The 12172-nt window shown below is 71.9% G+C and carries 12 protein-coding genes and 2 pseudogenes; 8 read left to right on the top strand and 6 right to left on the bottom strand.

Annotation, left to right across the window (positions count from 1 at the left end):
- The first annotated feature begins 36 nt into the window (after positions 1 to 36).
- The gene (locus QNO09_RS15870; RefSeq protein ID WP_283970827.1) at positions 37 to 564 is read left to right on the top strand and encodes a gamma carbonic anhydrase family protein; all 528 of its coding nucleotides are present in this window, start codon (positions 37 to 39) and stop codon (positions 562 to 564) included.
- Positions 565 to 576: 12 nt separating this feature from the next.
- Here the strand turns inward: QNO09_RS15870 and QNO09_RS15865 are convergent, their stop codons facing one another.
- Complete coding sequence (locus QNO09_RS15865) at positions 577 to 1221, bottom strand: DedA family protein (protein ID WP_283970826.1); 645 nt, start codon at positions 1219 to 1221, stop codon at positions 577 to 579.
- Between the two features lie 116 nt (positions 1222 to 1337).
- Positions 1338 to 3224: an RICIN domain-containing protein gene (locus QNO09_RS15860; protein ID WP_283970825.1), complete on the bottom strand. Its 1887-nt coding sequence runs from the start codon at positions 3222 to 3224 to the stop codon at positions 1338 to 1340.
- Positions 3225 to 3607: 383 nt separating this feature from the next.
- Between QNO09_RS15860 and QNO09_RS15855 the strand changes: the two are divergent.
- Positions 3608 to 3715, top strand: a pseudogene (locus QNO09_RS15855) (UTP--glucose-1-phosphate uridylyltransferase); the annotation flags it as partial.
- Positions 3716 to 3810: 95 nt separating this feature from the next.
- Here the strand turns inward: QNO09_RS15855 and QNO09_RS15850 are convergent.
- Positions 3811 to 4248: a DUF4442 domain-containing protein gene (locus QNO09_RS15850; protein ID WP_283971006.1), complete on the bottom strand. Its 438-nt coding sequence runs from the start codon at positions 4246 to 4248 to the stop codon at positions 3811 to 3813.
- Positions 4249 to 4426: 178 nt separating this feature from the next.
- On the opposite strand from QNO09_RS15850, the gene QNO09_RS15845 reads away from it, so the two are divergent.
- Positions 4427 to 5434 carry a DUF8017 domain-containing protein gene (locus QNO09_RS15845; protein ID WP_283970824.1) on the top strand — a complete coding sequence of 336 codons (1008 nt, stop codon included), beginning with the start codon at positions 4427 to 4429 and terminating at the stop codon, positions 5432 to 5434.
- 154 nt (positions 5435 to 5588) lie between these two features.
- Here QNO09_RS15845 and QNO09_RS15840 read toward each other — a convergent pair whose 3' ends face one another.
- Together QNO09_RS15840 and tuf are read right to left on the bottom strand one after the other, a co-directional pair.
- Positions 5589 to 6434 (bottom strand): spermidine synthase, encoded by an 846-nt coding sequence (locus QNO09_RS15840; RefSeq protein ID WP_283970823.1) that lies wholly within the window; start codon positions 6432 to 6434, stop codon positions 5589 to 5591.
- A 58-nt stretch (positions 6435 to 6492) separates the two neighbouring features.
- Positions 6493 to 7662, bottom strand: coding sequence for an elongation factor Tu (gene tuf / locus QNO09_RS15835; RefSeq protein WP_283970822.1), 1170 nt, complete (start codon positions 7660 to 7662; stop codon positions 6493 to 6495).
- Positions 7663 to 8003: 341 nt separating this feature from the next.
- Between tuf and QNO09_RS15830 the strand changes: the two genes are divergently transcribed.
- Entirely contained in the window at positions 8004 to 8795 is a 792-nt protein-coding gene (locus tag QNO09_RS15830; RefSeq protein ID WP_283970821.1) for a TVP38/TMEM64 family protein, read from the top strand.
- 22 nt (positions 8796 to 8817) lie between these two features.
- On the opposite strand, the gene QNO09_RS15825 is transcribed toward QNO09_RS15830, so the two are convergent.
- Positions 8818 to 9987 (bottom strand): thiolase family protein, encoded by a 1170-nt coding sequence (locus tag QNO09_RS15825; RefSeq protein WP_283970820.1) that lies wholly within the window; start codon positions 9985 to 9987, stop codon positions 8818 to 8820.
- A 93-nt stretch (positions 9988 to 10080) separates the two neighbouring features.
- Here QNO09_RS15825 and QNO09_RS15820 point away from each other — a divergent pair, with 93 nt between their 5' ends.
- From QNO09_RS15820 to QNO09_RS15800, 4 genes and pseudogenes are all read left to right on the top strand, one after another.
- Positions 10081 to 10551: a winged helix-turn-helix transcriptional regulator gene (locus QNO09_RS15820; RefSeq protein ID WP_283970819.1), complete on the top strand. Its 471-nt coding sequence runs from the start codon at positions 10081 to 10083 to the stop codon at positions 10549 to 10551.
- A gap of 159 nt (positions 10552 to 10710) precedes the next feature.
- Positions 10711 to 11586, top strand: a complete 876-nt coding sequence (locus tag QNO09_RS15815) for an undecaprenyl-diphosphate phosphatase (protein WP_283970818.1) — start codon at positions 10711 to 10713, stop codon at positions 11584 to 11586.
- A gap of 98 nt (positions 11587 to 11684) precedes the next feature.
- A complete protein-coding gene (locus QNO09_RS15810) occupies positions 11685 to 11864 on the top strand; it encodes a hypothetical protein (RefSeq protein ID WP_283970817.1) in 180 nt (59 codons plus the stop codon).
- Positions 11865 to 12060: 196 nt separating this feature from the next.
- Positions 12061 to 12162 (top strand): annotated as a pseudogene (locus tag QNO09_RS15800) (nuclear transport factor 2 family protein); the annotation flags it as partial.
- Between the last annotated feature and the right edge of the window lie 10 nt (positions 12163 to 12172).

Here is a 12172-nt window from a genome sequence, read left to right as displayed (position 1 = left end):
GGTGTGCGCGTTGTCTACGACGTTCGGGAGGCGGACATGGGTCAGCGGGCGATGATCACGGGCATCGGCGGCAGGGAGCCGGAGATCGACGAGACCGCGTTCGTGGCGCCGACGGCGTCGGTGATCGGGAGCGTCGTACTCGGGGCGGGCGCGAGCGTCTGGTACGGGGCCGTGGTGCGCGGCGACGTCGAGGCGATCTCCGTCGGGGCGAGCAGCAACGTCCAGGACAACTGCACCCTCCACGCCGACCCGGGGTTTCCCGTGCGCGTCGGTGAGCGCGTGAGCATCGGGCACAACGCGGTGGTGCACGGGGCGACCGTGGAGGACGACTGCCTGATCGGCATGGGGGCGACCGTGCTGAACGGCGCCGTGATCGGAGCCGGGTCGCTCGTGGCCGCGCAGGCCCTGGTGCCGCAGGGCATGGTGGTGCCGCCGGGTTCGCTGGTGGCGGGGGTTCCCGCGAAGGTACGGCGGGAGCTGTCGGAGGAGGAGCGGCAGGGGGTCACCCTCAACGGCACGATGTACGCCGAGCTCGCCAAGGCGCACCGCGAGGTGCACGCGTAGCAGAAGGCCGCGCTACTCGGCGGCGGCCACGGTCCCGGCCTGCTGGGTCTGCTGCTGAGCCTGCTTCGCCTTGCGCTTGAGCACGAGCACGGACGTGAGGCCCACCAGGACCGCCGCCACCAGGCCCAGCCACGAGAAGCGCTTCAGCCAGGACTCCGCGACGATGCCGACGTAGTAGATGACCGCCGTCGTGCCGCCCGCCCAGACGATGCCGCCGAGGACGTTGGCGATGAGGAACTTCCAGTACGGCATGCGGAGCACACCGGCGAGCGGGCCCGCGAAGATGCGGAGCAGGGCGACGAAGCGGCCGAAGAAGACGGCCCCCATGCCCCACTTCTCGAAGGAGCGCTCGGCGGTGGCGATGTGGCCCTCGCTGAAGTGCTTGGGGAACTTGGTGCCCAGCCAGGCCAGCAGGGGCCGCCCGCCCTTGCGGCCGATGGCGTAGCCGATCGAGTCGCCGATGATCGCGCCGGCCGTGGCGCTCGCGCCGAGGACGACGGGGTCGATCTCGCCGTGCTGGGACGCGAGCAGTGCCGAGGAGACCAGGATGATCTCGCCCGGCAACGGGATGCCCAGGCTTTCCAGCCCGATGACCAGCCCCACCAGTGCGTAGACGGCGACCGCGGGTACGGTTTCGAGCCACTCCTGGACGTGCAAGGCCCGTTCCTTCCCCGAGCTTCCCTGCGTGCCCGGGAAGCCTACCGGCTCGTAGGACGTCCCTCGCGGCTCAGCCGTTCCAGGGGTCGCCCCAGGGGACGACCCCGAGGGGAGCCCTACGGCAGCGCGGCGCTGTGCGGCGTCGTCACGGCGTCGGTCAGGGTGGCGGTCGCCGAACCCAGGACACCGGAGCCGGGCGGCGCACCGGCCCGGCCGCTCCCGTCGGCCTCGTCGGTTCCGGGGGCCCCGTCGGCCTCGGCACAGCAGTCCACCTGCGCGAACCGCGTCTCGTACCGCTCCTGTGGCCGGTCTTCGGACGTGCCGCCCGACCCCGGCCGGGACGGGGCGTCGTCCGGCTGCCGCCCCTCCCCGCGGTTCTCCCGCAGGTCGTCCTCGGCGCGCTTCTCCCGGGGCTCCCCCGGCCCTTTGGCGGTGACCACCGGTTCCAGCGCCCAGCGTTGGGCCTGGGATCCGTCGCGCCCGGCGACGATCACGTCCCGGCCCTCCCCCGGTGCGACGGCCAGTCCCTTGCCGCCGCGCGGCAGGAGTTCGCCGCGCACGGTCAGGTCGTAGCGGACGACTCCGGCGTGCACGAGGCAGTCGGCCAGGACGACCGAGCCCTCGGCCGGGTCGGAATTGAGGCACAGGGTGGGGTCGGTGGCGCTGCGCAGAACACCGTCGTCCCGGTACGACCAGCGCTGGGAGCCGTCCATGGAGCAGGCGGCCAGCATGATGCGGACGTCGGCCCGAATCCGCCCACCCCGGACGTCGAGGCACAGGGCGGCGTCGAGGTTGCGCAGCCGTCCGCGGGCCACCTCGGCGGGGCCGGGCGCGGCGGCGGCCGTCGATGAGCCGGCGGACGAGGAATTGCCGGTCGAGGATCCGGACGAGGAGTCCGTGGCGTCCGGTCCCGCGGACGAGGTTCCCCCGCCGTCCGGCCGGACGGTGTGGCCGCTGACCGCGCCCCAGGTGGCCTGCGGGTCGCCGGTGCCGCTCTCCTCCGTCCAGCCCCGGGCGGCGAGCAGGGTCGCGAGGAGCACCAGGGAGGTCACCCCGACCGCGGCGGCCAGTGCCTTCGTGTGTCTTCTCGCGGGTACGGGCCGGCCGTCGGCGGGCTGGGCACGGGCCCGGAGGCGGTGGCGGTGGCGGTGGCGTCCGCCGGTGGGCATCACGCCCCGGTTCGTGTCGCGGCCCGGCCGTGACTCCAGGTAGCGGCGGGCGCCCCAGCCGAGCACCGTCTCGACGAGCAGGTCTTCGAGACCGCCCTCGAAATGGCTGAGTTGTTCGACGGCGTGACGGCAATAGCGGCATGCCATGAGATGTCGTTGCACATCGGGCAGCAGGGCCCCGCCGCGGCGCATGGGGACGTCCAGCAGGCGGTTGTAGTAGCGGCATTCCCGCGTCGGCGCGAGTTCCCGGTGTGCCCGTACGCATCCCGTCCGGAATTGCTCACGTGCCTGCTCCAGGGCGGCCGACGCGGTAGCGGCATCCACTCCCAGCAGACCGGCCGGTACGGATATGGGCTCGGCCTCGACCTCGGTGTGCCACAGGAGGCATTGGGAGGCCCCCGGAAGCCCGCGGAAAGCGCGCTCCGCGAGGCGTCGCCTTTCGGGCGTACGGGAGCGGGCGGCACGCAGGCCCCGGGCGCCGACGGTTTTGCGGAGTTCCGGCAGGACATGGGAAATTCCGTCGTCGGCGGCCCACTGTCCGGCCGTCTCCCGGACGGCCGCGAGCAGCCGGGGGCGCAGGGCGCCGCCGCCCGGCCGGGCCAGTTCCGCGCGGAAGGCGGCGGCCGTCGCCATCGACGCGGAATCCTCCGAGGAGGCCAGGCAGATGACGGCGTATTCGTAGACCGCGCGCCAGTGCCGAGCCAGCAACAGCGCGACGGCGCGGGGCCCTTCATCCGGTTCACCGACCCGGGCGAGGAGATTGCGGTCGGACTCCGCCGGCCCCGCTCCGGGTCGTGGTGGGTACGGCGGGCGTGGGGGGTAGGGGGATTGCACGGAACCATTTCCTTCCAGCCGCAGAACGGCAGGCGAATTGCGCGTCCGTTGGAAAGCAGGTGCGTGATTGGTGCATACCTGTGCCGTGTCAGCTGCGGACCCGACTGTGAGGCGGCTCACTTTCGCACATACGACTCGCAGGTAACAAGGAGTTCGGATGACGCACGTTCACAGCGGGAGCAATTCAGATGTGTTACCAGCGGTATCCGCACCGGCTTTCGAAAACCCGGCCGCCGAGGGCGGCAAGTTGTGCGCGGGGAAAGACGGTTGGTCCACAAAATCTCCCCCTTCACAGCCCACTCCCCTGCGGCTCTCGGCGCGCTCCCACCACCGCGCACCAGCATGGGCCGCATGATCACCCCCCGCCCCTCCCTCCCGGCCGCCCCCTCCGCACCGTCCGCAAGGCGGTCGTCCCGGCCGCCGGCCTCGACATCCGCTTCCTGCCCGCCACGAAGGCGACACCCAAGGAGATGCTGCCCGTCGTCGACAAGAGCTGGACGGCGCCCGGCCCGGACACCGGGGCGTGACCCCCTGACATGCGAAAGCCCCGGCACCCGGCCGGGGTCCCGCACGCACGACAGTCTGATCAGCCGTTGGGCCGCAGGGTCCACACCACGGTCATCTCGCCGGTCACGGCACCGTCGGCCCGCTGGATGGCGATGGCCACCGGGAACTCGGGGCGTTCACCGGCGTCCAGCTGGGCGACGACCTCCGCGGCCGGGCGGCCGAGGGTGGCCGTGGCCGTGACGGCGCCCATCGCCAGCTTCTTGTAGGAGATCTCGGCGCTGACCGCGAGCGGCACGGCACGCGAGAGCTGGTCCCCGAACGCGGCCAGCACGATCGCCCCGCTCGCGGACTCGCCCAGCGTGAACATCGCACCGGCGTGCGGGCCACCGACGTGGTTGTGGAACTCGCCCTGGTCCGGCAGCGACACCACCGCCCGCTCCGGCGAGGTCTCCAGGAACTGGAGGTTCAAGGTCCGGGCCATGGGCACCGTGGCGGCGAGCATCTCGCCGATGGACATCTGGTCTGCGCTCATGACCGCATGTTACTCACGAGTAGAGACAGGTGGCCAGGGAGGTGTGACGACCGCCGCACCGGCCCGCACGGCGTCCGCCGCACCGCTCCGTCTCCGGGTTGCTACATCTCCGTCCACGGGCGGTGACCGAATCGTGTCCGGAGCGCGGCTAGGGTGGCTGCCCATGTGGCCAGGACAGCAGCCGCCCGGGGGCGAGCAGAACCCGCAAGGGAACAACCCGTACCAGCAGCCGGAGTACCAGCAGCCGAATCCGTACCAGCAGCCGGGATACCAGCAGCAGCCCAACCCCTATGGGCAGCAGCCGCAGTGGAACACCCCGGCTCCGGCCGGTGCGCCGCAGCCCCCGCAGGGCGGTGGCGGCGGAAATCGGACGAAGCTGGTCGCGATCATCGCGGCCACCGCGGTGGTCGTGGCGGCCGGCGTGACCGGTTTCCTGGTGCTGGGAGGCGACAAGGGCGCCACGGCGGACGGCGGCGGCAAGAGCGACAGGACGTCGGCCGCCCCCTCGGCCGAGGAGCCCAGCGCCCCCGCCACGGGCGACAACCCGCGCGGCGGCGAGGCGGAGCAGCCCACGGTCAAGGGCTGGAAGGTCGTCATCAACCCCAAGTGGGGCACGGCCTTCGACGTCCCGGCGGACTGGGAGGTGGCCGCCCCGACGTCGTCCGTGTTCTTCGAGGACGAGAAGTCCGACGACGGCAAGCCGCTGATCCTCATGTCGGCACCGGCGTTCTACAAGTCCAAGTGGTGCACGAGCGACGACGACAAGGACGGCAGGAGCGAGACCGAGTCCCTGGCCGGAGCGGGCACCAAGGGTGCCGACGGCGCCAAGAACACGGACGAGGTCGCGGTCAACCAAGTGGCCTGGTGGGTGTACGGCGGCTACACGCAGCCGGACAAGAAGAGCGTCAAGGCCGACGACAAGGCCAAGCCGTACACCACCGCCTCCGGCGTGAAGGGCAGCGTCGCCTGGGCGTACTCGGAGAACACCCCCGACAAGGGGAAGTGCGCGAGCGACGGCAAGGCGGTCACGTTCGGCTTCAAGAACTCCGCCGGGGATTTCGTCGCGTGGAGCTTCTTCGGCGCCAAGGGCGTCACGGGCGAGGTGCCCGAGAAGACCATCATGAAGATCCTCAGCACGGTCCGCCTGCACGGTGAGCCGACCGGCGGCTGACGCGGGAACCCGACGGGCCCGCCCCGATCGGGGGCGGGCCCGGTTCACCGGAGCCTCGGGACGGACCCGGCGCCTGTGCACGCCACTGCGCCACCGTGCCGGACGCCCGCAACCCGCGCCGCCGGCGGTGGCCCGGGGCGGCACCGAAGAGGCGTCAGCCGATGCCGAACGCCCCGTCGGGGGGCTCGGGCGAGGGCACAGCGTCCTCGTCCCGCACCGGCCGCGCGCCCCCGATGAACTCCCTCAGCCCGGCCCCGTGTTCGACCCGGGCGGGGAAGGCGTCGGCGGCGGTGAGCCGGGTGAGGGCGGCGACGTCGACGGGCCGCCGCCCGGCCACGAGCACCGCGTTCCCGAACCGCCGCCCCCGCAGCACCCCCGGCTCGGCGATCAGCACGAGCTCCTCGAAGACACCGGCCAGGGTGGCGAGTTGCGACCGCAGGAAGGCGAACGGCGCGGCATCGGGGAGATTGGCGAGATACACCCCGCCGTCCCGCAGCACCCGCCCCACCTCACGGACGTAGGCGACGGAGGTGAGGTGGGCCGGCACCCGCGACCCGCTGAAGACGTCCGCGAGGAGAACGTCCGCCGAAGCCGCGGGCGCCCTCTCCAGCCAGTCGCGTGCGTCCGCCGCGTGCAGGGCGACGTTCGCGCCGTGCGGCAGCGGCAGGTGCTCGGCCACCAGTTCCAGCAGCCCCCGGTCGGCCTCGACGACGTCCTGCCGCGACCCGGGCCGGGTCACGGCCACGTACCGGGGCAGGGTGAGCGCCCCACCCCCGAGGTGCACCACGTCCAGCGCCCGCCCCGGCTCGGCCACGACATCCAGCACGTGGCCGAGGCGCCGTGTGTACTCGAACTCCAGGTGCGCGGGCTCGTCGAGATCGACGTAGGACTGCGGCGCCCCGTCCACGGTCAGCAGCCAGGCCCTGTCCCGGTCGACGTCGGGCATGAGCTTGGCGGTGCCGTGATCGGTGGTCCTGGTCACGGGAATGGAGTCGTTCACTCTCCCATTGTCAGGGCGGGACCCCGCGGTCAAGGGGCGCGGGAGCCGCCCCACGCCCTCATCCGACCACGGTCACGGTCCCCGCCCCGACCGTTCGGCCGCCCTCACGCACGGCGAACCCGAGTCCCGGCTCCAAGGGCACGTCCCGCCCCAGCTCCACCGTCATCACCACCGTCTCCCCGGGCCGGGCGACGCCGACCTCACCGAGGTCGACGTCCCCCACCACATCCGCCGTACGGATGTAGAACTGCGGCCGGTACCCGGTGGACACCGCTGTCGTACGGCCTCCCTCACGCGCGGACAACACATACACCTGCGCGGTGAAGCGACGACTCGGCACGACACTCCCCGGCGCGGCGACGACATGCCCCCGACGCACGGCATCCCGTGGCACCCCGCGCAGCAGCAGCGCCACGTTGTCCCCGGCCTGTGCCTCCTCCATCGGCTTCCCGAAGGTCTCCAGTCCGGTGACCACCGTCTCGACGGCCGCCCCGAGCACCTCGACCCGGTCCCCGACGCGCACCACACCCCGTTCGACCGCCCCGGTCACCACGGTCCCGCGCCCGGTGATGGTCAGCACGTTCTCCACGGGCAGCAGGAACGGCGCGTCCACATACCGCTCCGGCATCGGCACATAGGTGTCCACCACGTCGAGCAGCGCCTCGATCGACGCCGTCCAGCGCGGGTCCCCCTCCAGCGCCTTCAGCCCCGAGACCCGTACGACGGGCAGGGAGTCACCGCCGTAGCCGTGGGCGGTGAGCAGGTCGCGGACCTCCAGCTCGACCAGGTCGGTCAGCTCCTCGTCGCCGGCGTCGGCCTTGTTGAGGGCGACCACGATGTGGTCGACGCCCACCTGCCGGGCGAGCAGGACGTGTTCGGCGGTCTGCGGCATGATCCCGTCGAGCGCGGAGACGACGAGGATCGCCCCGTCCAGCTGGGCGGCGCCGGTGACCATGTTCTTGACGTAGTCGGCGTGGCCCGGCATGTCGACGTGCGCGTAGTGCCGGGTGTCGGTCTCGTACTCGACGTGCGCGATGTTGATGGTGATGCCGCGCGCCGCCTCCTCGGGCGCCCGGTCGATCCGGTCGAACGGCACGAACACGCCGCCGCCGCGGTCGGCGAGCACCTTGGTGATGGCGGCCGTCAGGGTGGTCTTGCCGTGGTCGACGTGACCCATCGTGCCGATGTTGAGGTGGGGTTTCGTACGGACGTAGGCCGTCTTGGACATGGCTGTACCTCGAAGCGTCTGATCAGCGAAGTAGAACGTGGGACCCCGAGGACCTGCCCGACCCTCCCCTTGCGGGGTCCGCCGGAGGAACCGGAGAGGGTCAGCTTCGGGCGCCGTCGGCAACGGCCGTGAGAACGGCGACGGCAGCCTTCGGGGCATCCGTGACGACGGATGCTGCGAGGGGGAAGGCGTGCCGGAACATGTCGTCGATCATCGCCGACGCCTCACCGCACGTCGAATGGTTTTCGCTCGACTCCGGACGGGGTCGCGCCCAGGCTCCTGTGACGCTCGTGAGACGAACCATACGGCGATCACACACATTTGTCGGTTAGTGTCACCGGATGCTCGATGCCACCACCCGCTCTGGGGGCACCGCCACGGCCTCTCCCCGGGCCACCGCCGCGGAGCTCGCCGTCGCCGTTCCCCAGGCACCGACGGTCCCGCCCGCCGTACCGACCCGTTTCGCCGTCCGCTGCACGAGAGTCCTGCTCTCGCCGTGGTCGCGGCTGTCGCTGCTCGTCGCGCTGCTCGCCGCCGGCGCGTGCGGGGTGCTGCTGTTCGAGCCGCAGCGGCTGCTGACGGAGGGCTGGCCGCCGCAGCTCGGCGGAGCGGCCGCGGCGGCGGTGTTCGCGGTGGCGTACGGCGTGTGCACCGTGGCGTTCGTGCCGAGGCCGCTGCTGAACCTCGCCGCGGGTGCCCTGTTCGGTTCGCAGCTGGGCCTCGGCGTCGCCCTCGGTGGCACGGTGCTCGGCGCGGGGATCGCCTTCTGCCTGGGCCGGGCGCTGGGCCAGGACGCCCTGCGGCCTCTGCTGCGGGGGCGTTGGCTGAAGGCCGCGGACGGCCAGCTCAGCCGGCACGGCTTCCGTTCGATGCTGGCGGTGCGGCTGTTCCCGGGGGTGCCGTTCTGGGCCTCGAACTACTGCGCCTCCGTCTCCCGGATGGGCCTGCTGCCGTTCCTGCTGGCCACGGCCCTCGGTTCGATCCCGAACACCGCCGCCTACGCCGTCGCGGGCGCCCGCGCCTCGACCCCGACCTCTCCCGCCTTCCTGATCGCCCTGGCGTGCATCGCCCTGCCCGCGCTGGCGGGCGTGGTGGTGGCCTGGCGCAAGCGGCACCGGCTGCGCCAGCTCTGAGGGGCCGTCACATCCGCCCGGCTCACACCCGTTCCAGCACCATGGCGTTGGCGAGTCCGCCCGCCTCGCACATGGTCTGGAGCCCGTAGCGGGCGCCCCGTTCCCGCATCGCGTGCACCAGCGTCGTCGTCAGGCGGGTTCCGCTCGCACCGAGCGGATGCCCGAGCGCGATGGCGCCGCCGTGCACATTGACCCGGTCGAGCTCGGCGCCGGTCTCCTGCCGCCAGCCCAGGACGACGCTGGAGAAGGCCTCGTTGACCTCGAACAGGTCGATGTCGTCGAGGGTCAGCGAGGCCTTGCGCAACACCTTCTCGGTCGCCGGGATCACGCCCGTGAGCATCAGCAGTGGGTCGGAGCCGGTGACGGCGAAGCTGTGCAGCCGGGCGAGCGGGCGCAGGCCGAGCCGGGCCGCCGTCTCGCTCGAGGTGATCAGCACCGCCGAGGCGCCGTCGTTGATCGGGCTGGCATTGCCCGCCGTGACGTTCCACTCGATCTGCGGGAAGCGCTCGGCGAAGACAGGGTCGTGGTAGGCGGGCCTGAGCCCGGCGAGGGTCTCGGTGCTGCTGCCGGGCCGCACGGATTCGTCGCGCGCGAGTCCGTCCAGCGGGGCGACCTCGGCGTCGAAGAGCCCGCTCTCCCAGGCCGCGGCGGCCTTCTGGTGCGAGGAGACGGCGAAGGCGTCCATCTGCTCACGGCCGATCGACCACTTGGCGGCGATCAGCTCGGCGCTGATCCCCTGCGGAACAAGCCCTTCCGGGTAGCGTTCGGCGACTCCGGGGCCGAAGGGGTCCTTGCCCGCGGGCACGTTCGACCACATCGGCACCCGGCTCATCGACTCGACACCGCAGGCCACGACCAGGTCGTAGGCGCCCGAGAGGACGCCCTGCGCCGCGAAGTGCACGGCCTGCTGGGAGGAGCCGCACTGGCGGTCCACGGTGGTCGCGGGCACCGAGTCCGGGAAGCCCGCCGACAGCACGGCGTAGCGGGTGGTGTTCATGGCCTGCTCGCCGACCTGGTCGACGGTGCCGCCGATGACGTCGTCGATCAGGGCCGGGTCGATCCCGGACCGCTCGACGAGGCTGCGCAGGGTGTGGGCGAGGAGTTCCACGGGGTGGACGTGCGCCAGGGCACCGTTCGGTTTGCCCTTGCCGATCGGGGTGCGTACGGCTTCGACGATGACTGCGTCACGCATGGGCGGGCCTCCACGACTACCGGTGAGTAGGAAATCCGAACTCACCGTAGCCCGCAGGGTTGGAAAATCCAACCCTCTTCTAGACTGAGTCCCATGGCCGCCCGCAAAGACCCGCGCCCCTGCTCCATCGCCGACACCCTCGCGCTCGTCGGCGAGAAGCACTCCCTGCTCGTGCTGCGGGAGGTGTGCCTGGGCAACGGCCGGTTCGACCAGCTGGTGCGCAACATCGGCGCCCCGCGCGACATCCTGACCACGCGGCTGCGCCGGCTCGTCGAGGCCGGGATCCTGGCCAAGCACCCGTACAGCGAGCGCCCGCAGCGCTTCGAGTACCGGCCGACCCGGGCGGGACTGGAGCTGGAGCCGGTGCTGATGACCCTCATGGCGTGGGGCGACCGTCACCTCCGGCCGGACGGCGACCGGCCGATGGTCCTGGAGCACTCCTGCGGACGGCCCCTCGCCCCGGCCGTCACCTGCCGGGCCTGCGGCGACGAGGTACGCCACGAGGACCTCACGGCCCGCCCCCAGGCACCCGGCTGGACGGTGACCGGACCCACCGGGGCCTGAACACCCCTGCTCGGGTAGGGCTTCCAAACCCCTGTGTCCCAGCGGCCATCCGGGGGCGCTACGCTTCCCCCTCGGCACACATGATCCCCCGTTCATCGCAACGGCGGCCCGGTGCGCCCGTCGTCCGTCCCACGATCGGCACTTGGACTCCGCTACCTCATGTCTTGGTTCGAATCACTCATCCTCGGACTCGTCCAGGGGCTGACCGAGTTCCTCCCCGTCTCCTCCAGCGCCCACCTGCGGCTGACGGCGGCCTTCTCGGGCTGGGAGGACCCCGGCGCGGCCTTCACGGCGATCACGCAGATCGGCACCGAGGCAGCCGTACTGATCTACTTCCGCAAGGACATCGGGCGGATCATCTCGGCGTGGACGCGCTCGCTCACCGACAAGTCGCTGCGCAGCGACCCCGACGCCCGGATGGGCTGGCTGGTGATCGTCGGATCGATCCCGATCGGTGTGCTCGGCGTGACGCTGAAGGACCAGATCGAGGGGCCGTTCCGTGATCTGCGGATCACCGCCACCATGCTGATCGGCATGGGCATCGTCCTGGGTGTCGCCGACCGGCTCGCGGCCCGTGACGAGAGCGGCGGCAAGCACCGCGCGCCCAAGCAGCGCAAGGCTCTCGAGGACCTGGGCGTCCGGGACGGCCTGATCTACGGCATCTGCCAGGCCATGGCACTCGTCCCGGGCGTCTCCCGCTCCGGCGCCACCATCAGCGGCGGCCTGTTCATGGGCTACAAGCGCGAGGCCGCGGCCCGCTACTCCTTCCTCCTCGCCATCCCCGCGGTGCTCGCCTCCGGCCTGTTCGAGCTCAAGGACGCCACGGAGGGCGGCCATGTCTCGTGGGGCCCGACGATCTTCGCGACGGTCATCGCCTTCGGGGTCGGTTACGCGGTCATCGCGTGGTTCATGAAGTTCATCTCGACCAAGAGCTTCATGCCGTTCGTCTGGTACCGCATCGCACTCGGCATCGTCATCATCGTCCTGGTCAGCACGGGTGCGCTGAGCCCGCACGCGGCCGAGTCGGCGGGCTGACGCCGGGGGTCTGTGACCCGGGTCTCGTGACCAACCGCATAGCGATCGGGTAGCCGTCCGGTAGCGGGCTGTCAGTGGCTGCCCCTAGGCTTGTCCGCATGTCCCCCCATTTCGTGACCCCTGGTTCCGTGCGGTCCGCTGCCGAGGTCAACGACGAGATCCGTGCGCTGTGGCAGCGCACGGGCGGCACCCTGTCGGCCGAGGAGCGCGCGGAGTACGAGCTCCTCGTCGTCGAGTGGGCGACCGCGATCCGAGGCGGCGTCGCCAAGGCGGCCTGATCGGCACGTCCAGGCGCGCAGAGGCGCCAGCACCCCGTCGTCCGTCTCGTACGGCCGCTCCTCCGGCAACAGGCCCGCCGCCGACTCCGGTCGACCCGCCCTCACCAGCCCGTGGATCTCCGCGGCGAGCGGCGCGACGTCCTGGATCTCACCTCGGTGATCCGCGCGGCGGCCGCCGCCCCGGACGCAAGTCCCTGCCCGGCTGCGCACGGACGACGGCCGGCGGCTGAGCGAGGTGGTCGTACGGGAGAAGTGGCGGCGCCTTCCCGAGCCGCGGACGGCACCTGTGATCAACTGACCCGGCGTCC

Source organism: Streptomyces sp. 378 (genome assembly GCF_030124145.1).
In the GTDB taxonomy this organism is placed as follows: domain Bacteria; phylum Actinomycetota; class Actinomycetes; order Streptomycetales; family Streptomycetaceae; genus Streptomyces.
The sequence above is the reverse complement of the archived record's forward strand: the minus strand, read 5'-3'. Positions and strand labels throughout refer to the sequence as shown.

Coding starts and splice junctions, on each gene's coding strand:
- QNO09_RS15815 (WP_283970818.1), top strand. CDS start 10,711: ATGTCTTGGTTCGAATCACTCATCCTCGGACTCGTCCAGGGGCTGACC.
- QNO09_RS15850 (WP_283971006.1), bottom strand. CDS start 4,248: ATGTCCATCGGCGAGATGCTCGCCGCCACGGTGCCCATGGCCCGGACC.
- QNO09_RS15820 (WP_283970819.1), top strand. CDS start 10,081: ATGGCCGCCCGCAAAGACCCGCGCCCCTGCTCCATCGCCGACACCCTC.
- QNO09_RS15870 (WP_283970827.1), top strand. CDS start 37: ATGGGTCAGCGGGCGATGATCACGGGCATCGGCGGCAGGGAGCCGGAG.
- QNO09_RS15810 (WP_283970817.1), top strand. CDS start 11,685: ATGTCCCCCCATTTCGTGACCCCTGGTTCCGTGCGGTCCGCTGCCGAG.
- tuf (WP_283970822.1), bottom strand. CDS start 7,662: ATGTCCAAGACGGCCTACGTCCGTACGAAACCCCACCTCAACATCGGC.
- QNO09_RS15830 (WP_283970821.1), top strand. CDS start 8,004: ATGCTCGATGCCACCACCCGCTCTGGGGGCACCGCCACGGCCTCTCCC.
- QNO09_RS15845 (WP_283970824.1), top strand. CDS start 4,427: ATGTGGCCAGGACAGCAGCCGCCCGGGGGCGAGCAGAACCCGCAAGGG.
- QNO09_RS15825 (WP_283970820.1), bottom strand. CDS start 9,987: ATGCGTGACGCAGTCATCGTCGAAGCCGTACGCACCCCGATCGGCAAG.